This window comes from Pseudomonas sp. SK2 (assembly GCF_016772395.1).
Taxonomy (GTDB): domain Bacteria; phylum Pseudomonadota; class Gammaproteobacteria; order Pseudomonadales; family Pseudomonadaceae; genus Aquipseudomonas; species Aquipseudomonas taiwanensis.
Window position 1 is genome coordinate 214,469 of sequence record NZ_CP061944.1, and the last position, 24,197, is coordinate 238,665.

Consider the following 24,197-nt stretch of genomic DNA (forward strand, 5'->3'; position numbering starts at 1 on the left):
GTTACTTGCTTGACCGCTTCGATCTTGAATGCTTTGGGGTTGCGTTGACCCGTCATGACACCTCCTGGGCCTCATCATGTGGGCCTGGAGCCTCCGAAAGTCAGGGGGTTTTAATCCGCAACTTTTGGATCCAATAATTTTGCGCAGGGCTTGCCAATGGCTTAGTGTTCAACGATCACTGACGTTGTCATCGGACGACAACGCAGCTTCGTCTAAATGGACTTACAAGGTAAAGCCCTGTGCAAACGCTCACTCGCACCCGTCAGGACATCCACGAACTGGTGCAGGCCAATGCATTTCCTGAACTCAACGATTACTTCAACGCTCTCGAAGCGCGCTGGTTGCAGGCGTCCCCTGGTGAGTGTCCTGCTTATCTGGAGGCATTCGAATGGCACCTGCAGGCCCGTTCGGGCATCCAGGGTGGCAAGGCTCTCACCCAGTTCCTCAAGGCCTGGATCCAGGCCTGCCCCAATGCCTATCACCCGCGGGTGGCCATGGGTTTTCACTGCCTTGATCGTGCCCGCCATGTACAGGGGGGCGATGGCACCGACGAAGTGAGCGAAGCGCGTTGGCTGGCGGCCGAGCAGGTCTGCGAAATCGGCGCGGTGCACCTGCTGCGGGCCATGGCGCTGTCCAACGTGCCGGTGGCAGCGGCCATCTGCATGCTGCACATGAGCGCGCATTTCCGTGAACCGGGGTGGCTGAACGAGCTTCTACATGGCAAGCCCGCACGCTACAGGCCCAGTGCCCACCCTGACGTGGAGATCCAGGAGGCAGCGGCACCGTTTCTGGTCCGATTTGGCTTCGCACCTTTAGTCGACCTGCCACAGTACCTGCCACCCTGCCTGGCCATGCGGTCTGCGCGCTGGGACGAAAGTGCGCAGCAGTATTGGCTGGGCCATGCTCTGCGCTGGTTTGCCGGCTGCTTCGAGGCGGTCGAGGCATATGCAACCTACCTGCTACCCCGTTGGGGTGGGAGCCTGCAGGCGCTCGAAGATTTGGTCAGCGGCCCGTTTTGCCAAGGTTGGGGGGACGCCCAACGTAACGCCATCCGCGCGCTGCAGTTCGAAGGCGACTTCCGGCTATCGGGCCCCCTGCAGTCTCAGGAGACCGGCCAATGGCAATGTATCTTCGACCACTGGTGGCCGCGTGAACTCAGGCCGAGGGAGCGTGCCATGCTTCTGGCACGACGGGGTACATGGCGCTGGCACACGTCGCGTGACCATGCCGGTGCCATGGACGACTTCGTAGCCTGTGTCGACCTGAGCCCTGACCACTGCTTCGAGCGCGGCGGGGCGCAGTCGTTCTACACCTTCGCCTGCCTGGTCGTGCAGCACGGCATGCAGGACGACAGGCAGTCGCTGCGCATCGCCATCGAGCATCTGTGCGAGAGCCGCATGTTTGCGGCAGCCTGTGCGCTGCGGGCTGTAGGGTGTCAGTTCGGGCTGTGGGGCTTTGTCCGGTCCCTTGAGCAGGCCCGCGAATGGTTGGAGGCCGCTGTAAACCGGCAATCGGAATGCCAAGGGCAGGGCTTCGACATGCAGGAAGTACCGCGTCTGTTATGGGCAGCCCGGTTGTACGAGCCCGCGCGTTTCTTCGACGAGCAATGTGCCGAATGCGGGCTGTCGGACGCTGCCATGCGCCTTCACGATCTGCATCGGGGAGGGCTGGAGGGCACGCCGGAATGCTATCTGGACGCCGGGGCCGCGCAGCGCTGGTTGATGCGTGCGCTGGCCTTGGGCAGCCCGCGGGCTAGCTACGAGGTGGCTTGTCGGCGCATGGCTGATGAGGACCTGAGTGAGCGCGGTGCGATGCTGTCGGTCAAGCGATTGTTGCTCGATGCCATGGGCCACGCGCAGACAGATGCCCATGCGCGGCTGCAACTGGGAAGCTTGTTGCGCCAGTTCGGTGAACCTGTCGAGCGCGAAGAGGCCGTCGGATACTTGCTTGAACTGGTACAGCACGAGGATCCCTGCATCGCCGGGCGTGCCTGCGCGCACATGGGGCTGGCCTGGATGCAGGGACACGGCACACGCAAGCAAAGCCGCTTCGCCGCCATCGAGTGGGTAAGCAGGGCTGCCGTGCTGCAGCCGGACGACCCGGAAGTCGAAGGTATCCGCAGCGCGATACTCAACTCGCACAACGTGTTCAGGACACTGCTCACGTTCTGCGGCGCAACGCTGTTTCGCGGAACGCTTTACCCCAACGAGTTACCGCCTCCGGCATCGACCGCCAGGCGCGAGCGCACGCGCGCCTTAGTGTAGAGCAAGGCCAGCAGGGCTGGCCGGGGGTTATTCCTGGGCGTTAGGCGCCATGCGGGCTTCCAGCTCGGCGACCTGCTTTTCCAGGGCCTCCAGGCGAGCACGGGTGCGTGCCAGAACGACCATCTGGCTGTCGAATTCGTCGCGGCTGACCAGGTCCAGCTTGCTGAAAGCGCCTTGCATCAGCACCTTGAACTGGCTTTCCAGTTCGGCGCGGGGTTGGGCAGTGTCGCTGTTGAACAGGCGCGAGGCCTGGTCGCTCAGGGCGTCGAGAAAAGCTTTTGGCGCGAGCATGTTCGGCTTGTCCGATAATAGTCGAGAAAGAGCGGGAGTGTAGCACGCGGGCGTTTGGCTGCTTCAGGGCGCCGTCGATCGCTGCCGAGCATGACCCAACAGAGGGCGGGGATGAACTGCTTGGGTTGCACGCTTTTTGCGCAGTGTGCGAGGGCTGCGCGCACTGAAATTGTGCATCTTTTTAGTGCTGGCGACTGGCCAATTCCGACTGTTTTACGCAACACGCTGTTTTTTGGCGGTTTATCGGAACTGGCAAGGTTTCTGCAAAGACCACTGCGAGCCATGCACTGATGCAGTTCCTTGTGACCAGGCAGTGCGCACGCGGAGCCGGAAGGTCTTGCGTCACAACCGAAACGTCAGTCGGTTGCAAGAACGAGCCGACGACGCGTTACAAAGCCAACCGCTGCGCTTAGACTTGAGACGGGTTTGTTTTCCTGGGGCAAGTCCACCAAATCGGGAGAGAGTTTCATGAAGCTAGTCACAGCCATCATCAAGCCGTTCAAGCTGGACGACGTGCGCGAGTCGCTGTCGGAAATCGGCGTGCAGGGCATCACCGTCACCGAGGTCAAGGGCTTCGGCCGGCAGAAAGGCCACACCGAGCTGTATCGCGGCGCCGAGTATGTCGTCGACTTCCTGCCCAAGGTGAAGATCGATGTCGCCATCGACGACAAGGACCTTGATCGAGTGATCGAGGCCATCACCAAGGCCGCCAACACCGGCAAGATCGGCGACGGCAAGATCTTCGTTGTGAATCTGGAGCAGGCGATCCGTATCCGTACCGGCGAAACCGATACCGACGCGATCTAAAGCGACAAAAAAAGCCTCACCAAACCCAACGCCCCAGGAGAAAACAAATGACTCTGCGTAAGATCGCAGGGCTAGGAGCCCTATTGTCCCTCGTAATGCCCGGTCTCGCCCTGGCAGAGGAGGCTGCCCCAGTGCTGAACTCCGGCGACACCGCGTGGATGCTGACCGCGACGGCGCTGGTGCTGTTCATGACCATCCCAGGCCTGGCCCTGTTCTACGGTGGCATGGTGCGTTCCAAGAACGTGCTCTCGGTGATGATGCAGTGCTTCGCCATCACCGGCCTGATGAGCATTCTCTGGGTCGTCTACGGCTACAGCATGGCCTTCGATACCACAGGTATGGAAAAGGGCGTGCTCAACTTCAATTCCTTCGTCGGCGGCTTCTCCAAGGCGTTTCTGAGCGGTGTCACGCCCAGCAACCTGACCTCGGCCGCTGCGCTGTTCCCTGAGGCAGTGTTCATCACCTTCCAGATGACCTTCGCCATCATCACCCCGGCGCTGATCGTCGGTGCGTTCGCCGAGCGCATGAAGTTCTCCGCCATGCTGATCTTTATGGGCGTCTGGTTCACCCTGGTCTATGCGCCGATTGCGCACATGGTCTGGAGCGGTGACGGCGCGCTGATGTGGGACTGGGGCGTGCTGGACTTCGCGGGCGGCACCGTGGTGCACATCAACGCCGGTATCGCCGGTCTGGTGGCCTGCCTGGTGTTGGGCAAGCGCAAAGGCTACCCAACCACTCCAATGGCACCGCATAACCTGGGCTACACCCTGATGGGTGCTGCCATGCTGTGGGTCGGTTGGTTCGGCTTCAACGCAGGCTCCGCCGCCGCTGCCAACGGCACTGCCGGCATGGCCATGCTGGTTACCCAGATCGCTACCGCCGCTGCCGCGCTGGGCTGGATGTTTGCCGAATGGATTGGTCACGGTAAGCCGAGCGCCCTGGGCATCGCCTCGGGTGTGGTGGCTGGCCTGGTGGCCATCACCCCTGCCGCCGGCACCGTTGGTCCGATGGGCGCACTGGTGATCGGCCTGGTCGCTGGCGTGGTCTGCTACTTCTGCGCCACCACCCTCAAGCGCAAGCTGGGCTACGACGACTCGCTGGATGCTTTCGGTGTGCACGGTATCGGCGGCATCATCGGTGCACTGCTGACCGGTGTGTTCGCAGCCCCGGCCCTGGGGGGCTTCGGCGCGGTCACCGATATCGGCGCACAGCTCTGGATTCAGGCCAAGGGCGTGATCTTCACCGTGGTCTACACCGCTATCGTCACCTACATCATCCTCAAGGTGCTGGACGTGGTGATGGGCCTGCGGGTCAACGAAGAAGAAGAGTCGGTCGGCCTCGACCTGGCTCAACACAACGAGCGCGGCTACAACCTGTAACCGCGACGCTGGAAAAACTTGCCCGGTTCGCCGGGCATTTTTTTGCCTGAAATTCGTCATTTCCAGCAGTGCAAACGGTTTATCGTTCACGTTCGCGACGTAGGGCGAATACTTACAAGATGCAGGGCATTCATGGTGCTTTGCTTTTTCTGCGAGCGCGCTAGAATGCGCGCCGAAGGGTGTTTGACGAGCAGTCCACACGCTTCGCCAGCCTTTGCTAGGCTTGCCAATAGCGTGTGGCCAGCAGGGTCCGGAAGAATTTGTCAGTCCCTGCCAGGAGTAGGGTCTGTTTGGTACCGCCTCCCATCAGGAGCGGGTGCCACAAGGGCAGTGGCCAACCCACGGCCAGTTGAATTTTCACTGGTGACAGCCGGTCTACGGCTGCGCACTGGTCTATAACTAACCTGCTTTTCGCAAGTCATGAGGTAGAACATGAGCGACGACGATCTGGAAAACGATGACCTCGAAGTAGGCGACGAAGACGAGGGTGATGAGGGCCTCGAAGCTGCGGCTGACGATGGCGCCGAAGATGCTGGCGATGACGACAGCAGCCCGGCACCCACTGCCAAGGGCAAATCCTCCAAGTCGGCTGTCTCGGTAGACGAGATGCCGAGCATGGAAGCCAAGCAGAAGGAACGTGACGCCCTGGCCAAGGCCATGGAAGAGTTCCTGGCCCGTGGTGGCAAGGTTCAAGAGGTCGAGGCCAACGTGGTCGCCGATCCACCCAAGAAGCCGGACAACAAGTACGGCAGCCGCCCTATCTGAGTGGCTGACGCAAAAAAGCCCGCCGTCGCTGCGGGCTTTTTTGTGGGCCGTGGTCAGGCCTGAAGGCGCGGGCGAGCGTCAGCGCCAGCGCGCGATCACGTCGGGCAACTGCGACAGTCGTTGAATTTCGGCATCCGGTGCGTTTTCTCCGGCCCAGGTCTTGCCCTGCGGGTTGAACCACACAGCGCGCAATCCAGCACGCTGAGCCCCGGCAATGTCATCGCCTGGGTGGTCACCGATATGCACCGCCGCGCTCGCGTCAACCTCGCCACGGCGCAGCGCTTCCACGAACGGTGCGGGGTCCGGCTTGCCGATGCCAAGGTCTTCGGCGCACAGGGCAAACTTGAAGTAGTCCGCCAGCCCCAGGCGGCTCACGTCGGCATTGCCGTTGGTCACCACTCCCAGGGTGTAGTGGTGACGCAGGATTTCCAGCACGGGCTGCACCTCGGGGAAAACCTCGACCTGGTGCCGCGCGTGCAGGAACACTTCGAACCCTTCGTTTGCCAGCTCCTGGGCGTGCTTTTCGCTGTAGCCGACTTCTTCAAGGGCATGGAACAGTACGCGCCGACGCAACGCGCTGATGCGGTGCTTGAGGCCTGGTTCGGCCGCCACCAGCCGCTCACGGATGGCGAACAGGTGTTCTACAGGCACACCGCCGAGGATTGGGGCATTGGCTTCGAGCCAATCGCGCAGGACCACCTCCGCGCTGGCGATCACCGGCGCGGTGTCCCACAGAGTATCGTCGAGGTCGAAGGTGATCAGCTTGATGCTCATGAGTCTGTGCCTGTGCTGCGTTTGGCCCGAGGGTGGGCGCTGTCGTAGACCGCGGCCAGGTGCTGGAAGTCCAGGTGGGTGTAGATCTGCGTGGTGCTGATGTCGGCATGGCCGAGCATCTCCTGCACCGCGCGCAGGTCCTGGGACGACTCCAGCACATGGCTTGCGAAAGAATGGCGAAGCATGTGCGGATGCAGGTGTTGGCCAAGCTCGCGCTCGCCAGCGGCTTTTACCCGCATCTGGATGGCTCGTGGGCTCAGGCGGTTACCTTGACGCGTGATGAACACCGCGCCGTCGCGAGGGTTGCCGATGCCGCGCAGTCGATACCATTCCTGCAAGGCCTCACGGGCCTTGCGGCCTACCGGCAGTACGCGCGCCTTGCCGCCCTTGCCGAGCACTTGCACTAGGCCGGCGGCCAGGTCGAGGTGTCCGAGGTCGAGGTTGGTCAGCTCGGACAGGCGCAGGCCAGAGGAATAGAACAGCTCGAGAATGGCCTGGTCGCGGCGGGCGATGAAGTCATTGTCCACGCCTCCTTCCAGCAACTGCAGGGCGCGGTCGGTGTCCAGTACCTTGGGCAGGCGTCGCTCGGTCTTGGGCGGTGCCAGGCCGTTGGCGGGATCGTGCAGGCACAGGCCTTCACGGACCAGATAGCGATACAGTCCGCGCACCGCTGAAAGCAAGCGCGCCAGGCTGCGTGAGGATTGGCCATCGTGATGCAGGCGTGCGATCAGCTGTCGAAGCTGCTGAATCTGCAGTTCATTCCAGCTGGCGATGCCTTGGTTCTTGCAGTATTGGATGACCTTGGCGAGGTCGCGGCGATAGCCCAGCAGGGTGTGGTCGGACACTTGGCGCTCGTTGCGCAGGTACGCGCAATAAGCCTCCAGCTGGCGCTCCATCAGCGCACCGGGCGCAGGGTTTGGGTGACACGGGGAACCACGCGGCCAAGCACCTCAGCGATGTAGCCGAGGAACAGCGTACCGACACTGCTCTTGTAGTGTTGCGGGTCACGGCTGCCGATTGCCAGGACCCCATGCAGCCCCTGGTATTCAAGGGCGGCCACGGCGCTGGAGCCGACTTCGTGACGCTGCTCCTCACCGAACAGAAAGGCCAGTTCGTGTTCGCGCAGGTTGCCGCTGACGGTCTTGCCACCGCCCAGCAGCCCGCCAATGGCCTGCTGGGCCTCGGCATTGCTGACCCAGCGTCCGACTGGGGCGACGTTTTCCCCGAACAGGATCAGGCTCACGAAGGGCACCTGGAATTCCTGGCGCAGGCTGTCTTCGACGGCCATCACCACTTCTTCGAGGCTGGCGGCATCCAGCAAGTCGAGGATCAGCCGACGGGTCTTGTCGAACAGCCGGTCGTTGTCCCGTGCCACGTCCATCAGTTGCGACAGGCGATGGCGCATCTCGATGTTGCGGTCGCGCAGCAGCTTGAGCTGACGCTCTACCAGCGACACGCTGTCGCCACGCTGATGCGGAATGCGCTGCTCCATCAGCAACTCATCGTGCTCGGCGAAGAAGGTCGGGTGGGCGCGCAAATACGTGACCACCGCTTCGGCATCGAGCTCGCTGGGTTGCTGGGGTACAACGTTAGGCTGTTCGGTCATGGCGGTTACTCGTTTAGAGACGAACCTGTCCTTCGTAGACACGCACGGCGGGGCCGGTCATCAACACAGGCTTGCCGGGGCCGGCCCATTCGATGTTCAGGCGTCCACCAGGCAGGTCGAGGGTGATCGGAGAATCCATCCACCCCTGACTGATTGCAGCGACCGCCGCAGCGCAAGCACCGGTGCCGCAGGCCTGGGTTTCCCCCGCGCCGCGCTCCCACACTCGCAGGTTGGCACGATGACGGTCGATGACCTGGAGGAACCCGGCATTGACCCGTTGTGGGAAGCGAGGATGATTTTCGATCTTCGGCCCCAGCTCATGCACCGGTGCCGTTTGTACGTCATCGACACGCAGCACCGCATGGGGGTTACCCATGGAGAGGGCGGCAATCGAATAATCGCGGCCGTCGACCTCCAGCGAGTAGCTCAGCGCCTGTTGCTCGGCGATGAAGGGAATCTCGGCCGGGATGAACCGTGGCGGGCCCATGTCGACGCATACCTGGCCATCATTCTGCACGTCCAGCTCGATTATCCCGCCTTTGGTTTCGACGCGGATGCGCTTCTTCGCAGTCAGGCGCTTGTCCAGCACGAAGCGGGCGAAGCAGCGCGCGCCGTTGCCACACTGTTCGACCTCGGACCCGTCAGCGTTGAAGATGCGGTAACGGAAATCCACTTCCGGATTGTTCGGCGCCTCGACGATCAGCAACTGGTCGAAACCGATGCCGGTATGGCGGTCACCCCATTGCTTGGCGTGCTTAGGCTGGATGTGGGCGTGCTGGCTGACCAGGTCCAGGACCATGAAGTCGTTGCCCAGCCCATGCATCTTGGTAAAACGCAGCAGCATGGGCTCACTCCGGCAGCAGGCTTTCGCCAGCGTACAGTTCGGCGATGGTCTCGCGGCGGCGGACTTCGAAAGCCTGATCGCCGTCGACCAGGATTTCCGCGCAACGGCCACGGGTGTTGTAGTTCGAGCTCATGACGAAACCATAGGCGCCCGCGGACTGAACGGCCAGCAGGTCGCCCTCGGCCAGGTTCAGCTCACGGTCCTTGGCCAGGAAGTCGCCGGTTTCGCAGATCGGCCCGACCAGGTCATAGGCCCGGCCTTTGCCCTCGCGTGGCTTGACCGCGCTGACACCCATCCAGGCCTGGTACAGGGCAGGGCGGATCAGGTCGTTCATCGCCGCATCGATGATGGCGAAGTCCTTGTGTTCGGTGTGCTTGAGATATTCCACGCGGGTCAGCAGGACACCTGCGTTGGCCACGATGTAGCGGCCCGGCTCGAACACCAATGCCAGGTCGCGGTCGCCCACGCGCTCACGGATGGCTTTGATGTAGTCGGCCACCCGCGGTGGCTCTTCGTCACGGTAACGCACGCCAACACCGCCGCCCAGGTCCAGATGGCGCAGGTGGATACCACACTCGGCAAGGCGGTCGACCAGCACCAGCAGGCGGTCGAGGGCATCGAGGAACGGGTCGACGGTGGTCAGCTGCGAACCGATATGGCAGTCGACGCCGACCACTTCCAGGTTCGGTAACTGCGCGGCGCGCACATAGATGGCTTCGGCATCGGCAATGGCGATGCCGAACTTGTTCTCTTTGAGGCCGGTGGAGATGTACGGGTGGGTACCGGCATCGACGTCCGGGTTGACCCGCAGCGAGACCGGGGCGACCTTGCCCATCTCGGCGGCCACCACTTGCAGGCGTTCGAGTTCGTCGGTGGATTCGACGTTGAAGCAGTGCACGCCGACTTCCAGTGCCCGGCGCATGTCTTCGCGGGTCTTGCCGACGCCAGAGAACACCACGCGATCGGCGCGGCCGCCCGCGGCCAGCACACGCTCCAGCTCACCGCCGGAAACGATGTCGAAGCCCGCGCCCAGGCGCGCCAGGACGTTCAGTACGCCCAGGTTGGAGTTGGCCTTGACCGCGAAGCACACCAGGTGCTCGACGCCTTGCAGGGCATCGGTGTAGCTGCGGTACTGAGCCTCGATATGGGCGCGCGAGTACACGTAGGTAGGGGTGCCGAAACGTTCGGCAATGGCCGACAGGGCCACGCCCTCCGCGAACAGTTCACCGTCGCGGTAGTTGAAAGCGTTCATCTGATTTCCTTACTGCTCTGGCGTCTGCTCGGGCTCGATTGGCTGCTCTGGCTGCTGCTCTTGCATTGGCGCAGGTTGAGCGTGCTGGTGCTGATGCGATTTGTGGCTGCCTTTGCCGTCCTTGCCTTCTTCAGGCAGGTACAGAGGGCCTTTCTGACCGCAGGCCGAAACGAGGCAGGCAACAGCGACCAGCGCCGCAAGTGAGGAAATCAGGCGCTTCATGGGTGAAATCCTTTGAAATAAGCAGTATTGCGACCGAGTATACCGAGCGACCAGCGGATTGCCTATGCAAGAGCCGGTCCGTCGGGCGGGCTATCCTTGTGTGCTGCCGGTGCCGGAAATCGCCTTGCGCAGGCACTGTAGGAGCCGGCTTGCCGGCGATGAGGCCAATGAAGGCCACGGCAAACCTTTGCATTCAACGGCAAGCGCCCGTATCTTGCCCGCCTTGCCTGTAAGCAGCCAATTTCGAGGTTCCTGCAATGAGTTTGAGCGAAGCGCGTTTCCATGATCTGGTCGACGCGACCCAACAGGCCCTGGAAGACCTGTTCGACGAGAGCGACCTGGACTTGGACATGGAGAATTCCGCAGGGGTGCTGACCATCAAGTTCGACAACGGCAGCCAGCTGATCTTCAGCCGCCAGGAGCCGCTGCGCCAATTGTGGCTGGCCGACCGTTCCGGTGGGTTCCACTTCGATTATGACGAAGAGAGCGGCAAGTGGGTCTGCGAGAAAAGCGAAGAGCTGCTCGGCGAGATGCTCGAGCGCATTGTCTGGGAACGGGCCGGCGAGAAGCTGGACTTCGACGAGATCTGACATGAGCGCCCAGGTGCGGCCGCCCAAGCCGCTGTACAGCAATGTCAGTCCCGCAGTGCCGTCGCCATGCATCAGCGTTTGCCGACTGGATGAGCACAAGGTTTGTACCGGCTGCCACCGCCATGTCGAGCACATCCGTGAATGGCGCTCGGCGGACGACGAACGGCGCCGGCAGATCTGCCGCGAGGCCCAGGCGCTGCGCGAGCAGGCACAGGCACATTGACCCCACGGGGTTGAGTATTTGCCCGTCTGTGGTAGTGTCGGGGTCTGCGTCGGTGACGCCAAAGCATCCACAAACCCCGCCCTTGGGCGGGGTTTTGCTTTATCTGTCCGATGAAAACAGCCTGTTCACAAGGAGCCTGACTGGATCATGAGCACCAAGCCTTCCCTCATCCTCACCCGATTGGACGTACAGCGTCTCGAGCGCCTGATCGACAGCCTCGACGAAAGTACCCCGGGTGTGCTCGCCCTCCAGGGCGAGCTGGACCGCGCCGAGCAGGTGGTCGGTCATGAGGAAGTGCCAGCCGGCGTGGTGACCATGAACTCCCGCGTGCATTGCCGCGAGGAGGCCAGCGGCAAGGACTACCACCTGACCCTGGTGTACCCGAAGGATGCCGGTGCTGACGGCAAGGTCTCGATCCTGGCGCCCATTGGCTGTGCGCTGTTGGGCCTGTCGGTGGGTGAGCAGATCGACTGGCCGGCGCCGGGCGGCAAGACCCTCAAACTGAAGCTGCTGGCAGTCGAGTACCAGCCGGAAGCTGCGGGCGACTTCGACCTCTGACGGTCATCGCGGCCGTTCAGGGCTCCAGGGCCGCCTGTAACTGTGCCAGGCCCTCGTTAAGCGACTGTTCCAGTTGGCGCTTGTAGCGCAAGTAGAGAATGGTCGACCCTAGTTCGTCGCCGAGCAGCTCCGAGAGGTCCAGGTCGGTGATGTAGCACCGGTACTGCCCGGCGCTACGACGCTGGCCGAGAATCTGTCGGGCGACCACGGCATACAGCTCATCGCCGTGGTCCAACTCGGAAAATTCCAACTGGTCGCAATAGAGCGTGACATGCACGTCGTTGTCAGTGCCTGCCTGAAGAATGGCCTGGACTTCGTAGCAAGGCTGATCGAGGCCTTCGTTCGGTGCGGGTCGTGGCTCGATGCCGCGTGCCTTGCCAGGCCCGGACGGCAACAGCTGCGCATAGTGGATTTGCAGCGGCACTTGCCTTGAGTAATCCAGGGGTAAGCGGGCATCACGGCGCATCACCACCGAACGCAGAAAACGCTGCAAGGGCAGCAATAGATGACGCTCGTCCTGCAGCGGCAGGCGTTGCTGCCACAGGGCGTTGTACTCGTCGAGCACATACAGGTCAGCCCAGCCATCGAACAATCGGTAGAACACCTGGATGCAGTCGGGGCGGCCTTGCTCGAGCACCAGTGGCAGATCGTGATCCTGCAGGGCATTGGCGTCCAGGTACAGTGGGCTGTAAGCGCTGCGTTCCTCGCCCAGGTAATCGAGCACGGCCTCCTGGCTGTCCAGCGTGACCAGGGCGACTTGGCCGGGTTGCAACTCCAGGGCATGCGTATGCTGTGCTACTTGCAGCAGGTAGCGATGGTTCTGGCCTTGATCGAGCAGCAGTTGCACCGTGTCGAAAATCTCTTCGACCCGCTGGCTGATGGCCTGGGCGCGGTTGTGGCAGAAACAGCGCACCCGCACCCGTGGTCGATGGCTGCGCTGGCCGAGTGTGTTGAGGAAGTCGCGTAGGCAACGCAGCAGCGCATGCTCGCCGTCGTAACGCTGCACCAGCACTTCGTTCCAGCTATTGAGGGTGATTTGGTCAACGGTCAGCACCAGGTTCTCGCGCACCCCGGCGTAGCTCAACGAGTCGGTGCGCTCGGTGGTCATCAGGATGTTCAGGTCGCGGTGATGGCGCAGCGGGTCGACCCCGACGTTGACCAGCAGCAGAATTTCATCGGCAACGCTGGGTTGCAGCAGGCGCACCTCGCTGACACTGCCCAACGGCAGGGGGAGGCTCTGCTGCAGGCTGCCCAGCAGGTTGAACAGCTCGAATTCCGTCAGGTCGCTGACCCCAGGGTGCAGCGCCAGGCGCGTGCTGCTGTCGATGACGCCGTTGCGGTGGGCCCAGGTCAGCAGTTCGAGCAATTCGCGGCAGCGCTTGATCGGGCTGAAGTGTTCCCACTCGTGCACACCGAGATTGCCGTTGTACAGGCCCCAATGGTGGCTGCCAGGCTCCTTGCGATTGGGCGACTGGACCAGCGTCAGGGTGTCCTCGGCCAGGTCCGGGGCAATGCCGGGGTTGATTACCTCGATCTTGCCCGCCCGGCGCTCGAAGGCGGCATACAGGCGTCGGCCGAGCACGTTGAGGTCGCGCTGGTCAGCGCGGCTGCTGGCATTCTGGTTGTGTGCGAACTGGCTGAGGAAGCGGTAACTGTGGTTGAGTTCGGCAACCAGTTCGCGGCGTTCGAGGGCGACCTGGCGCACTTTCCACTGGCTACGGCTGTCGAGCATGGCCAGTTGTCGTTCGTCCCAACCCCACTCATCGGTCAGGCGCTGCAATAGCCGACGCTGCCAGCCACTGTTGCGTGAGCGGTCAAGTGTGCTGATTTTCTTGTTTACCTTCAGGTAGAGGCTGCGCCGCACCAGTTCGAGGCGGGCGGTTTCTCCCCGTTGCAGCAGATAACGCTCGATTCGCCGGTACACCATCACGTAGGGGTCCAGTTCATCGAGGTTGAGCTGATTGGCGAAGACAGATTGCTTGTAGTCCAGGCTCAGGCAGCGCCCGCTCGGGTGTTCACTGGCATAGACCTCGGTCAGCAGTAACTTGAGCAAGGATTTGTAGGGTGAGTCGATCCCCTTGAACAGCTGCCACAGGCCGGCGCCGACAAACTCACCGGGCGGAATGTGCGCCAGGTTGCCCAGGTCCAGGGCGTCGGTGCTACGAATGAATCGCTTGGACAACAAGGTTTCGGTGTAGCCGCGATAGTTGTGTTCCTCATACACGGGCACGAGCCACCACAGCGGCGTACGTCCGGCCAACCAGATAGCGGTGCGGTAAAATTCATCGAGCAGCAAAAAATGCTGGGTGGTACCGCAATCGTCCGAGCTGAGCTGGCTGTCTCGCTGGCCCTGGGCGAAACCTTGCGGGTCGATCAGGAAGAAGTGCGCTTCGGCGCCCTGGCTGTCGGCCCAGGTTTCGAGCAACTGGCATTTGCGCCGCAGCTCCTGGAGCTGATGGTCGTTCAGGCCTGGTGCATGGCACACCCAGAGGTCCATGTCGCTCTGTTCGGCCTGGGCCAGGGAACCCAGGCTCCCCATCAGGAACAGGCCATGAATCGGCCGATGCGGGTTGCCCAGGCGCGTCTTGTACGAGAACGAGCGGGCCAGTCGTTGGCCCTCGGCGACCAGTTCTGCATCGGGCTCGAAGCCCGAGACACCGGCCGGTGTGCTGCCGGAGACATAACCGGGCAGCAACGGATGGTTGACGTGAAACAACAGCGGCAGAAGGGTCAGCACCTGTTGCTGGCGCGTCGAAAGCCCGTCCTTGGCGCGCTGCAGCCTGCCTTCGTTGACCTGCAGGAACCGCGCACGCAATTTCGCCAGCACCTTGCGGTCGATGCCTTCGTCCAGGTCGGGGCGGATTTCGTGGGGGTGGTTCATTCAGCGCTCAGAGCAGGCCAGGGTAGCTGCGGCGAGTTTAGCCTGAGTATCGCAGTCGGATAAGTCGAAAAGCGCAAAATTTGACGCCATTTTGCCAGCGCGTGGGCCCCCACCAGCGGCGCGCCGCTGATGGGGCCCATGCCATCAGGCCGGTTGCGCAGTCTTGAGGATGGTCAGCAGCTGCTGGACACTCTGGGCGGCATCGAGCCCCAGGCTAGTCAGGTAGCCGCCGTCAGGCTGGTCGGTCAGTTGTTTGTCGAACAGCCGCTTGGCTGCCGCGACAAGGGCGGGCGACGCGTTGCTGTGGACCTTGATGCCTTCCTGATGGCTGTCCAGGTTGAACAGGGCGAGGACTTCCAATTCGGCGATCAGTTCGGGGGTGAAGGACATGGCGACTCCTGACTTCCAGACGAGGATGGCGGCACCGGCAGCGGTGCCTGATCCTGGAGTGTAGTCGGCTTATTCGTCGTCGCCTTGATACGCCTCAGGGGGAAGCTCCGGCAACGCGCGCAAGGCTGTTTCGTACCACTCACCGTCGAACGGACGGTCTTCATCGAGCATGTTGTCGATTTCAATGGCCAGCACATGGGCCATGAGGTTGAGGATGTCTTCGCGCGCGTAACCCACCAGGGTCAGCTTGTTGAACGTGGCCTTGGCAGCGGGCGGCTCGCCGCTTTCGATCTGGTTCTCGATAGCCTGGGTCAGCGTCGCTTCGGCGAACGCTTCTTCGTCGTCATTGTCGATGTCGGTGGGCTCGCTCATGGCGGTACTCCTGTAGTGGGGCATACAGTTTGCCACGCCTTGGCTGGTCATGCCTGGCTGTTCAGTCTATAAAAGCCGGGCCAACCCCACACGGCCTGGAGGCTGTCAACCAATGCTCAAGCTTCATGGATTTTCGGTCAGCAACTACTACAACATGGTCAAGCTGGCGCTGCTGGAGAAAGAAATCCCCTTCGAAGAGGTGCCGTTCTTCGGCGGCCAGCTGCCCAATGCCTTGGCCATCAGCCCGCGTGGCAAGGTGCCGGTGCTGGAGACTGAGCACGGTTTCCTGAGCGAAACCAGCGTCATCCTGGACTACATCGAGCAGACGCAGGGCGGTAAGCCATTGCTGCCTGCCGATGCGTTTGCCCAGGCCAAGGTGCGTGAGCTGCTCAAGGAAATCGAGCTGTATATAGAGTTGCCCGCGCGTACCTGCTATGCCGAGTCGTTCTTCGGTATGGCGGTCGAGCCATTGATCAAGGAGCGTGCGCGCGCCGATCTGCTGGCGGGGTTCGCCACACTCAAGCGCAACGGGCGTTTCGCGCCCTATGTCGCGGGCGAGCAGATGACCATCGCCGACCTGATGTTCTGCTTCTCGGTGGACCTGGCTTGTGCCGTGGGCAAGAAGGTGCTGGGCATCGACTTCCTGGCGGACTTCCCGCAGGCGAAGGCGTTGCTGGGTCAAATGAATGAGAACCCGCACATGGCGCGGATCGTGGCGGACAAGGAGGCGGCGATGCCGGCGTTCAGGGAGATGGTGCGCAGCGGTAAGCGCTGAAAGCAATCGCCGGCAAGCCGGCTTCTACAGGTCGCACATCCACTGTAGGAGCCGGCTTGCCAGCGATCGAGTGCCTTAGCGCGAAGCCAGCAGGGCCTTGCCGCGCGCCACCGCAGCACGCACCTGGGCAGGTGCGGTGCCGCCAATGTGGTTACGGGCATTCACCGACCCTTCCAGGGTCAACACGGCGAACACGTCCTGTTCGATCTGGTCGCTGAACTGGCGCAGTTCGTCCAGGCTCATCTCGGCCAGGTCCTTGCCAGTGTCGACGCCGTACTTCACGGCATGGCCCACGATTTCGTGGCAATCACGGAAAGGCAAGCCGCGGCGTACCAGGTAGTCCGCCAGGTCGGTCGCGGTGGAGAAGCCGCGCAGCGCCGCCTCGCGCATGATGGCATGGCGTGGCTTGATGGCCGGGATCATGTCGGCGAAGGCACGCAGCGAGTCGCGCAGGGTGTCGGCAGCGTCGAACAGCGGCTCTTTGTCTTCCTGGTTGTCCTTGTTGTAGGCCAGCGGCTGGCCTTTCATCAGGGTCAGCAGGCCGGTCAGGGCGCCGAACACACGGCCGCTCTTGCCGCGCACCAGTTCCGGCACGTCCGGGTTCTTCTTCTGCGGCATGATCGAGCTGCCGGTGCAGAAACGATCAGGCAGGTCGATGAACTGGAACTGGGCGCTGGTCCATAGCACCAGCTCCTCGGAGAAGCGCGACAGGTGCATCATGGCCAGGCTGGCGGCGGCGCAGAACTCAATGGCGAAGTCGCGGTCCGAGACGCCGTCCAGCGAGTTGCCGGCCACGGCCTCGAAGCCCAGCAGCTTGCAGGTCAGTTCGCGGTCGATCGGGTAGGTGGTGCCGGCCAGCGCCGCGCTGCCCAGGGGCATGCGGTTGGTGCGCTTGCGGCAGTCGACCAGACGCTCGTAGTCGCGGCTGAGCATTTCGAACCAGGCCAGCAGGTGGTGGCCGAAGGTAACGGGCTGGGCCGTCTGCAGGTGAGTGAAGCCGGGCATGATGGTTTCGGCTTCGCGCTCGGCCTGCTCCAGCAGGCCCTGCTGCAGGCGGGTGATCTCGGCCAGGATCAGGTCGATCTCGTCGCGCAGCCACAGACGAATGTCGGTGGCGACCTGGTCGTTGCGGCTACGGCCGGTGTGCAGCTTCTTGCCGGTGATGCCAATACGATCGGTCAGGCGAGCTTCGATGTTCATGTGCACGTCTTCCAGGTCGACGCGCCAGTCGAAGTTGCCGGCCTCGATTTCAGCCTGGATGGTTTTCAGGCCATCGACGATGGCATCGCGCTCGGCATCGGTGAGGACGCCGACCTGCGCCAGCATGGTGGCGTGGGCGATCGAACCCATGATGTCGTGGCGGTACAGGCGCTTGTCGAAATCGACCGAGGCGGTGAAACGGGCGACGAAGGCGTCGACGGGCTCACTGAAGCGGCCGCCCCAGGACTGATTGGTCTTGTCGGTGCTCATGGATTCACTCATTGAAGGCGTGAACGAAAAAAGTGGCGCCGATGATAACAGGGTTGGGCTGGCCGCCGTAGGACGCCGGTCGAGAGAAATATCGAGAAAATACCCGCAGGCGGGGAGGCCAGCGATATTTGACGATTGAACGGCAGTGTTCCACGGACCGTCTACAGTTGGACAGAGGACTGGCAACGAATATGCCGGCCTAGTGAATCTTTGGCCATCGCACCGGTCTAGAGCGTGACCGCAGTGTCGCTCGAACCATACCTGTCTACGCTATACCTGTGCGAGACTCACTCAGGAATCCAGCGCAATTATGAATGTCCTGATCGTTGATGACGAACCCCAGGCCCGCGAACGCCTAACACGGCTGCTTGGCGAACTGGAGGGTTACACCGTGCTGGAGCCCAGCGCCACCAACGGCGAGGAGGCCTTGGCCCTGATCGAAAGCCTCAAGCCCGACGTGGTCCTGCTGGACATCGGCATGCCAGGCCTTGACGGCTTGCAGGTGGCCGCCCGCCTGTGCGAGCGCGAGGCTCCGCCGTCGGTGGTGTTCAGCACCGGCGACGATGAATACGGTAGCGAGGCGTTCAAGGGCAGCGCGCTCAGCCATGTGACCAAACCGATTCAGCCCCAGGCGCTGCGCGAGGCGCTGCGCAAGGCCGAAAAGCCCAACCGCGCCCAGTTGGCAGCGCTTACCCGACCGGGCAGCGAAGGGGGCGGCCCGCGCAGCCATATCAGTGCGCGAACCCGCAAGGGCATCGAGCTGATCCCTTTACCCCAGGTCATCTACTTCATTGCCGACCACAAGTACGTCACCTTGCGTCATGAAGCAGGCGAGGTGCTGCTCGACGAGCCCCTCAAGGCACTCGAGGACGAATTCGGCGAGCGGTTCGTACGCATTCACCGCAACGCGCTGGTCGCCCGCGAGCGTATCGAGCGCTTGCAACGCACGCCGCTAGGGCACTTCCAGCTGTTTCTCAAGGGGCTGGAAGGCGATGCCCTGACAGTCAGCCGCCGCCATGTCGCTGGCGTGCGCAAGATGATGCAGACGCTCTAAGCGCGTCTCGTCGGCAAGTCGGCTGCGACCACGCCCAAGCCGGCTTGCCGACGATAGCCCCGCAACAGGCCGCGCCAGACGAGCGATTGACCCGCATCTGCTAGCGAAGCCGGCGGAGCTGTTATCATCGGCGGCATTTCTCTGGTTCGGGGCGTTCCATGTCCACTCGCGAAATCCGCATTGCCACCCGTAAAAGTGCCTTGGCCCTGTGGCAGGCCGAATACGTAAAAGCCCGTCTGGAGCAGGCCCATCCAGGTCTGCTGGTTACGCTGGTGCCCATGGTCAGCCGGGGCGACAAGCTGCTCGACGCGCCTTTGGCGAAAATCGGCGGCAAGGGCCTGTTCGTCAAGGAGCTGGAAACCGCCTTGCTGGACAACGAGGCCGACATCGCCGTGCATTCCATGAAGGATGTACCGATGGATTTCCCCGAGGGCCTGGGCCTTTATTGCATCTGCGAGCGTGAAGACCCGCGCGATGCCTTCGTTTCCAATACCTTCGCCAGCCTGGAGGCACTGCCGGCCGGCAGCATCGTCGGCACCTCGAGTCTGCGCCGTCAGGCGCAATTGCTGGCGCGTCGTCCTGACCTTCAGATCCGTTTCCTGCGTGGCAACGTCAATACTCGCCTGGCCAAGCTCGACGCCGGTGAGTACGACGCGATCATCCTCGCCGCGGCGGGTCTGATTCGCCTGGGCTTCGAAGACCGTATCACCTCGACCATCAGCGTCGATGACAGCCTGCCGGCAGGCGGCCAGGGCGCGGTTGGCATCGAATGCCGCAGCGCCGACAGCGAGATTCATGCTCTGCTGGCACCGCTACACCACGTCGACACCGCTGACCGCGTGGTGGCCGAGCGGGCCCTGAACAAGCGACTCAATGGCGGTTGCCAGGTGCCCATTGCCTGCTACGCGGTGCTCGAAGGAGAGCAGTTGTGGCTGCGCGGGCTGGTCGGCCAGCCAAGCGGAGGTACCTTGCTGGTGGCCGATGCCCGTGCTCCCCGCTCCCAGGCCGAGACGCTCGGTGTTCGGGTGGCTGAAGACCTGCTGGGCCAGGGTGCCGAGGCAATTCTCAAGGAAGTCTACGGCGAGGCGGGTCACCCGTGAGCCCCTGGCGCCTGTTGCTGACCCGGCCCGAAGAGGACTGCGCGGCACTGGCGCAGAGCCTGCTTGCCGCAGGAATAGCCAGTAGTTGTCTGCCGTTGCTAGCGATCGAGCCAGTTGCGCTGGATGACGGTCGACGTCAGTTGCTGGCCGATCTGCACCGTTACCAGGCAATCATCGTGGTCAGCAAGCCGGCGGCCCGGTTGCTGCTCGAACGGTTGGCGGAGGTCGGCTTGCCCCTCCCGGAGCGCGGCTGGTTCACGGTAGGCGAGGCGACCGCTCAGGTGCTGCGCGAGGCGGGGGCGTACGTGACTTGCCCGCCACGGGGCGATGACAGCGAGGCCTTGTTGGCGCTCCCTGAATTGCGTGAAGCCATCGAGGCGTCTGCGCCGCGGGTTCTGATCGTTCGTGGCAAGGGAGGTCGCGAACTGCTCTGCGAGCGTCTTGGAGAGCAAGGTGCTAGTGTCGATTATCTGGAACTGTATCGTCGATGCCTGCCAGAGTATCCGGCGGGCACGTTGCTGCGTCGCATCGAAGCGGAACGCCTCAATGGGCTGATGGTCAGCAGTGGGCAAGGTCTTGAACATCTGCGGCAAATGGCGGGCGCCGACTGGGCCAAGCTCGCGCAACTGCCGCTGTTCGTGCCAAGCCCCCGAGTCGCCGAGCAGGCCAGGGCCGCTGGGGCTCAACAGGTTGTGGATTGCCGTGGCGCCAGTGCCGCGGCCTTGCTGGCAGCCGTGCAGCGCAGCGCTGCACCTGCCTCTTAAGGCGCTAAGCTCAGAGCGATGCGCCCCCATGCAAAGGATGGATACGTGAGCGAAACTGTCTTGTCCAACAATGATCAACCGTCGGCACAGGCGCCGGCGGATCCTGTCAGCACGACACCCACCAAACGTTCCGGTAATGGCCTGGCCCTGCTTGCTCTGCTGCTGGGTGCGGCCGGTGTGGCAGTGGGCGGCTGGGGTGTCTGGCAAGTGCGGCAGCTGCAAGGCAGCGAGCAAGGCCAGGGACAGCACCTGGAGGCACTGACCTTGCGCGCCGAGGCATTGCAGCAGCGCGAGCAGCAGATCAGCGCGCAGCTGGCCAGCCTGCCGGCAGCCAGCGAGTTGGAAGACCGCCGTCGTCTGGTGGCCCAGCTGCAAAGTGATCAGCAGCGCCTGAGTCAGCGTCTGGAGACCGTGCTCGGTGAGAGCCGCAAGGAATGGCGCCTGGCCGAGGCCGAGCACCTGCTGCGTCTGGCTACCCTGCGTCTGTCGGCGTTGCAGGACATCACCAGCGCCAAGGCCCTGGTCGAAGGGGCCGACGAAATCCTCCGCGAGCAGAGCGACCCGGGTGCCTTCGCGGCTCGCGAGCAACTGGCACGCAGCCTCGCGACGCTCAACAGCACCCAGCAGCCGGACCGCACCGGGCTATTCCTCAAGCTTGCCGCCCAACGTGAACTGGTGCAGCAGCTCAGTGCCCAGTCCCCAGAATTCGATAGCAACGCCGATGCGCTGGGCGCCTTGACCTCCGACGGCGATGGCGCCAGTCGCTGGTCGCAGTGGTGGGCAGAGATATCCAAGTATTTCCAGATCGACTTCAACGCCGATGAAAATGTGCGGCCCTTGCTGGCCGGGCAGTCGCTCAACCAGCTTCGCCTGGCCCTGAGCCTGACCATCGAGCAGGCCCAATGGGCGGCGCTCAACGGCGAGGCCAAGGTGTACGACCAGGCTCTGGACGATGCTCGCAGCGTGCTGCTGGCCAACTTCAATGCCGACAACCCACAAAGCAAGGCGATGCTCGAAAGCCTCAATGAACTGGCCGCACAGCCGGTCTCGGTCGTTACCCCTGACCTGAGTGAAAGCCTTGCTGCCGTGCAGGCCTACATCCAGCGCCGCCATCTGCCCGCCGAGGCTGAAGGGGGCAAACCATGAAGCGCGTCTACTTGCTGGCGGTGCTGGCCATCGTGGTCGCAGCAGCGCTGGGCATTGCTGTCGCCAAGCACAGCGGCTATGTGCTGATCTCCTACGGCAGCTTCCGCTATCAATCGGGGCTCTGGGCGGCTTTGGCAGCATTGCTCGTGATCGTTGCGCTGCTGTGGTTGCTGCGTTACCTGGTTGGCCTGGTGCTGACGTCTTCCGGTGTAGTCAACCCATGGTCGCGGCGCAATCGTAGTCGGCGTATCCGCCTGGCGGTCGAACAGGGTCAACTCGACCTCGCCGAGGGACGCTGGGCCAGTGCGCAGCGTCACCTGCATCGAGCCGCCGAGGCCGAGCGCCAGCCTTTGCTGTACTACCTCGGCGCTGCCCGCGCCGCCAACGAGCTTGGGCGTACGGAAGACAGCGACAACCTGCTGGAGCGCGCTCTTGAGCGTCAGCCCCAGGCTGAGTTGGCGGTGGCCTTGACCCATGCCCAGCTGCAGATGGACCGTGGCGACAGTGATGGCGCCCTGGAAACCCTGCTGGCGATGCACGAGCGCCACCCGCACAACGGCCAGGTGCTGCGTTTGCTGCAACGCCTGTATCTCGAGCGTGGCGACTGGTCGGCGCTGATCCGTCTGCTGCCTGAGTTGCGCAAGGGCAAGGTGCTGCCCGCCGATGAACTCGCCGCGCTGGAGCAACGCGCCTGGGGCCAGAACCTGAGCCTGGCAGCGACCCGCGGTGAAGATCCAGGCAGCGCGCGCCAGTCACTGGAACGGGCCTGGCAGCAACTGACCTCGGCACAGCGTCAGGAGCCGCAGTTGGTGCTGGCCTACGCCGAGCAACTGCGGCAGGTGGGCGCCCAGGGTGAAGCTGAGCAGGTGCTGCGCAACGCTCTGAAGCGCGAATACGAAAGCCACCTGGCCCGCCTCTACGGGCTGGTACGTGGCGATGACCCCGCGCGGCAGCTGCAAACTGCCGAGGGCTGGCTCAAGGCCCATCCACAAGACCCAAGCTTGTTGCTGACATTGGGGCGCCTGAGCTTGCAGAACCGCCTCTGGGGCAAGGCGCGCGATTACCTGGAGAGCAGCCTGCGGATGGAGCGCAACCCTGAAGCCTGTGCTGAACTGGCCCGTCTATTGGCAGGCCTGGGTGAAACCGAGCGCAGCAATCAGCTGTTCCAGGAAGGCTTGGGTCTGTTGGACGAGCGCCTCTTGGCCTTGCCGCTGCCGGAGAGCGTTCGCGCTTGACCGACCCATGGGCCCGCGCCAAGGCGCGGGTTCACGGGCCGGGTAACTTATCTTCTTCTGTAAGCTGGTTCTGCAGTCCATTTCTTCGGAGTTTTCCTACTGCACGACTGGAAAATTCTCTGCTATTCAGCGACTTGTCACGCCTGTAGCGCCTTGAAACAAAGCGCGCGTTTCCTCTACCGTTTCAGGCCATGTCACTGACCCTGGGACTCTCACTGCCCATGCTGCCGGCCCGTTTGCGCACCTATTTCGTTCCTGCATGCCTTGCATCGTTGGCCGTGCTGCTGGCGTCTTTCCATCTGGAGTACGCGCTTGGGCTGGTTCCTTGCCCGCTGTGCTTCAGCCAGCGTCTGCTGCTTGGCCTCTATTCGCTCGCGGGCCTCTGCGCGGTGTTGCATTTCCCTGGGCCATCGGGGCAGCTTCGCTACTCACGGGCGATGCTCGCTTTCGCTGGCAGCGGGGCCTTGCTCGCCGGGCGGCATGTCTGGTTGCAAGGTGATGAGACGGTGCACGGTTGCCCGCTGCCGTTCCTGCAGGTGCTGGAGCGCTCCTGGAGCGAGGCTGCACGGCAGCTGCTGCTGGGAGGTCCTGACTGCAACTCGCTGACTTGGAGTTTTCTCGAGCTGACGCTGCCAGAATGGAGCCTCTTGGCCTTCCTGCTCCTGGCGGCGCTGCCCTTGAGCTGCCTGCTGGCGTATCGTTTCCGCACACTGAGCAAAGCTTGATCCAGAGCAAGGCCGACCCTGCAGCGCGACCAATGGTGCTGAGAAAGGGTATTAAACACTTGTATGAACTTTGTCCGCTGCGTACCTTGAAGCTCAGCACGCGCGGGAATAATCTCCCAGCACGCATACCGAAAACACAACTGCTCGATGCCGTCCTGCTGATGTCACCTTTGTGCTGCACGGTCGTGGTGCGAGGTGCAGCGGCATCTACCCAGAAGGGATGAGAACGCCATGCTCGATAGTTGTCAGAACGCTCAGGAACGCTGGGGTGGGGTTCACAAGCTGATCGACCGCTGGCTGAAAGAGCGCCAGGACCTGGTGCAGGCTTTCCGCAATTTGCGGGACGTCAAGCCAGCTTTTGCCGACAAGGACAAGAACCGCGATTTCTGCGCGATCCTGGTCGATTACGTTTCGGCGTGGCACTTCGAAGTGTGTGAGCAACTGGTCAGCGAGGCGAAGGCCTTCGGTGATGAGAAAGCGCTGAAGCTCGCCGAAGAAATCAACCCGCGGATCAACGACATCACTCAGATCGCCATCGCCTTCAACGACCACTGCGAAAAGGGCGAGTGCAAGGACACCGAGCGCTTTGCCGAGAAACTGGGCAAGCTGGGCAGCCTGTTGCACGAGCGCTTCGAACTCGAAGACTGCCTGATCGAAGTGCTGCATAACGCGCACAGCCAAGAGGATGTTGTCCAGGCCTGATGGCCTGG

Annotated in this window: 26 protein-coding genes; 15 read left to right on the forward strand and 11 right to left on the reverse strand. The window is 62.8% G+C overall.

Features of this window, described 5'->3' with window-relative positions:
- Nucleotides 1-239 precede the first annotated feature (239 nt).
- Nucleotides 240-2,264, forward strand: coding sequence for a DUF4034 domain-containing protein (locus tag IF103_RS00905; RefSeq protein WP_104883072.1), 2,025 nt, complete (start codon nt 240-242; stop codon nt 2,262-2,264).
- Nucleotides 2,265-2,291: 27 nt separating this feature from the next.
- Here IF103_RS00905 and IF103_RS00910 read toward each other — a convergent pair whose 3' ends face one another.
- A complete protein-coding gene (locus tag IF103_RS00910) occupies nt 2,292-2,555 on the reverse strand; it encodes an accessory factor UbiK family protein (RefSeq protein ID WP_023378102.1) in 264 nt (87 codons plus the stop codon).
- Nucleotides 2,556-3,023: 468 nt separating this feature from the next.
- Here IF103_RS00910 and glnK point away from each other — a divergent pair, with 468 nt between their 5' ends.
- From glnK to sutA, 3 genes are all read left to right on the forward strand, one after another.
- Nucleotides 3,024-3,362 (forward strand): P-II family nitrogen regulator, encoded by a 339-nt coding sequence (glnK, locus tag IF103_RS00915; RefSeq protein ID WP_002555808.1) that lies wholly within the window; start codon nt 3,024-3,026, stop codon nt 3,360-3,362.
- 47 nt (nt 3,363-3,409) lie between these two features.
- Nucleotides 3,410-4,741, forward strand: a complete 1,332-nt coding sequence (locus IF103_RS00920) for an ammonium transporter (protein ID WP_023378103.1) — start codon at nt 3,410-3,412, stop codon at nt 4,739-4,741.
- 432 nt (nt 4,742-5,173) lie between these two features.
- Entirely contained in the window at nt 5,174-5,506 is a 333-nt protein-coding gene (gene sutA, locus IF103_RS00925; protein ID WP_023378104.1) for a dormancy-specific transcriptional regulator SutA, read from the forward strand.
- Between the two features lie 78 nt (nt 5,507-5,584).
- Here the strand turns inward: sutA and IF103_RS00930 are convergent, their stop codons facing one another.
- Genes IF103_RS00930 through lptM form a run of 6 tightly spaced genes read right to left on the reverse strand, consistent with a single transcriptional unit; the run spans nt 5,585 to nt 10,204 of the window.
- Nucleotides 5,585-6,280, reverse strand: a complete 696-nt coding sequence (locus IF103_RS00930; protein ID WP_023378105.1) for an HAD family hydrolase — start codon at nt 6,278-6,280, stop codon at nt 5,585-5,587.
- Entirely contained in the window at nt 6,277-7,176 is a 900-nt protein-coding gene (gene xerC, locus IF103_RS00935; protein WP_202675803.1) for a tyrosine recombinase XerC, read from the reverse strand. The genes IF103_RS00930 and xerC overlap by 4 nt, the downstream gene beginning before the upstream one ends.
- The gene (locus IF103_RS00940) at nt 7,176-7,886 is read right to left on the reverse strand and encodes a DUF484 family protein (protein ID WP_027907881.1); all 711 of its coding nucleotides are present in this window, start codon (nt 7,884-7,886) and stop codon (nt 7,176-7,178) included. The genes xerC and IF103_RS00940 overlap by 1 nt, the downstream gene beginning before the upstream one ends.
- A gap of 13 nt (nt 7,887-7,899) precedes the next feature.
- On the reverse strand, nt 7,900-8,730 hold the full coding sequence (dapF, locus tag IF103_RS00945) for a diaminopimelate epimerase (RefSeq protein WP_027907882.1): 831 nt from the start codon (nt 8,728-8,730) through the stop codon (nt 7,900-7,902).
- Between the two features lie 4 nt (nt 8,731-8,734).
- Nucleotides 8,735-9,982 carry a diaminopimelate decarboxylase gene (gene lysA, locus IF103_RS00950; protein WP_023378109.1) on the reverse strand — a complete coding sequence of 416 codons (1,248 nt, stop codon included), beginning with the start codon at nt 9,980-9,982 and terminating at the stop codon, nt 8,735-8,737.
- 9 nt (nt 9,983-9,991) lie between these two features.
- Entirely contained in the window at nt 9,992-10,204 is a 213-nt protein-coding gene (gene lptM / locus IF103_RS00955; protein WP_023378110.1) for an LPS translocon maturation chaperone LptM, read from the reverse strand.
- A gap of 257 nt (nt 10,205-10,461) precedes the next feature.
- Here lptM and cyaY point away from each other — a divergent pair, with 257 nt between their 5' ends.
- From cyaY to rnk, 3 genes are all read left to right on the forward strand, one after another.
- Nucleotides 10,462-10,794, forward strand: coding sequence for an iron donor protein CyaY (cyaY, locus tag IF103_RS00960; RefSeq protein ID WP_023378111.1), 333 nt, complete (start codon nt 10,462-10,464; stop codon nt 10,792-10,794).
- A 1-nt stretch (nt 10,795) separates the two neighbouring features.
- A complete protein-coding gene (locus IF103_RS00965; protein WP_023378112.1) occupies nt 10,796-11,017 on the forward strand; it encodes a DUF1289 domain-containing protein in 222 nt (73 codons plus the stop codon).
- Between the two features lie 147 nt (nt 11,018-11,164).
- Nucleotides 11,165-11,575, forward strand: coding sequence for a nucleoside diphosphate kinase regulator (gene rnk, locus IF103_RS00970; RefSeq protein WP_023378114.1), 411 nt, complete (start codon nt 11,165-11,167; stop codon nt 11,573-11,575).
- A gap of 16 nt (nt 11,576-11,591) precedes the next feature.
- Here rnk and IF103_RS00975 read toward each other — a convergent pair whose 3' ends face one another.
- From IF103_RS00975 to IF103_RS00985, 3 genes are all read right to left on the reverse strand, one after another.
- Nucleotides 11,592-14,456, reverse strand: coding sequence for a class I adenylate cyclase (locus IF103_RS00975; protein ID WP_027907883.1), 2,865 nt, complete (start codon nt 14,454-14,456; stop codon nt 11,592-11,594).
- Nucleotides 14,457-14,600: 144 nt separating this feature from the next.
- The gene (locus IF103_RS00980; protein ID WP_023378117.1) at nt 14,601-14,846 is read right to left on the reverse strand and encodes a TIGR02647 family protein; all 246 of its coding nucleotides are present in this window, start codon (nt 14,844-14,846) and stop codon (nt 14,601-14,603) included.
- A gap of 69 nt (nt 14,847-14,915) precedes the next feature.
- Entirely contained in the window at nt 14,916-15,218 is a 303-nt protein-coding gene (locus tag IF103_RS00985; RefSeq protein ID WP_023378119.1) for a hypothetical protein, read from the reverse strand.
- Nucleotides 15,219-15,330: 112 nt separating this feature from the next.
- Here IF103_RS00985 and IF103_RS00990 point away from each other — a divergent pair, with 112 nt between their 5' ends.
- Complete coding sequence (locus tag IF103_RS00990) at nt 15,331-15,993, forward strand: glutathione S-transferase (protein ID WP_023378120.1); 663 nt, start codon at nt 15,331-15,333, stop codon at nt 15,991-15,993.
- A 75-nt stretch (nt 15,994-16,068) separates the two neighbouring features.
- On the opposite strand, the gene argH is transcribed toward IF103_RS00990, so the two are convergent.
- Nucleotides 16,069-17,463, reverse strand: coding sequence for an argininosuccinate lyase (argH, locus tag IF103_RS00995; RefSeq protein WP_023378121.1), 1,395 nt, complete (start codon nt 17,461-17,463; stop codon nt 16,069-16,071).
- 310 nt (nt 17,464-17,773) lie between these two features.
- Here argH and IF103_RS01000 point away from each other — a divergent pair, with 310 nt between their 5' ends.
- The 7 genes from IF103_RS01000 (at nt 17,774) to IF103_RS01030 (ending at nt 24,189) form a co-directional block, all read left to right on the forward strand.
- Complete coding sequence (locus IF103_RS01000; RefSeq protein ID WP_023378122.1) at nt 17,774-18,517, forward strand: LytR/AlgR family response regulator transcription factor; 744 nt, start codon at nt 17,774-17,776, stop codon at nt 18,515-18,517.
- A 158-nt stretch (nt 18,518-18,675) separates the two neighbouring features.
- The gene (gene hemC, locus IF103_RS01005) at nt 18,676-19,617 is read left to right on the forward strand and encodes a hydroxymethylbilane synthase (RefSeq protein WP_023378123.1); all 942 of its coding nucleotides are present in this window, start codon (nt 18,676-18,678) and stop codon (nt 19,615-19,617) included.
- A complete protein-coding gene (locus IF103_RS01010; protein WP_023378124.1) occupies nt 19,614-20,381 on the forward strand; it encodes a uroporphyrinogen-III synthase in 768 nt (255 codons plus the stop codon). Before hemC ends, IF103_RS01010 begins: the two co-directional genes overlap by 4 nt.
- Nucleotides 20,382-20,426: 45 nt before the next feature.
- Nucleotides 20,427-21,527: a uroporphyrinogen-III C-methyltransferase gene (locus IF103_RS01015; RefSeq protein WP_023378125.1), complete on the forward strand. Its 1,101-nt coding sequence runs from the start codon at nt 20,427-20,429 to the stop codon at nt 21,525-21,527.
- Nucleotides 21,524-22,762, forward strand: a complete 1,239-nt coding sequence (locus tag IF103_RS01020) for a heme biosynthesis protein HemY (RefSeq protein WP_023378126.1) — start codon at nt 21,524-21,526, stop codon at nt 22,760-22,762. The genes IF103_RS01015 and IF103_RS01020 overlap by 4 nt, the downstream gene beginning before the upstream one ends.
- 221 nt (nt 22,763-22,983) lie before the next feature.
- The gene (locus IF103_RS01025) at nt 22,984-23,487 is read left to right on the forward strand and encodes a disulfide bond formation protein B (protein WP_202676151.1); all 504 of its coding nucleotides are present in this window, start codon (nt 22,984-22,986) and stop codon (nt 23,485-23,487) included.
- 231 nt (nt 23,488-23,718) lie between these two features.
- Nucleotides 23,719-24,189, forward strand: coding sequence for an Rsd/AlgQ family anti-sigma factor (locus IF103_RS01030; RefSeq protein WP_023378128.1), 471 nt, complete (start codon nt 23,719-23,721; stop codon nt 24,187-24,189).
- Nucleotides 24,190-24,197: the final 8 nt, after the last annotated feature.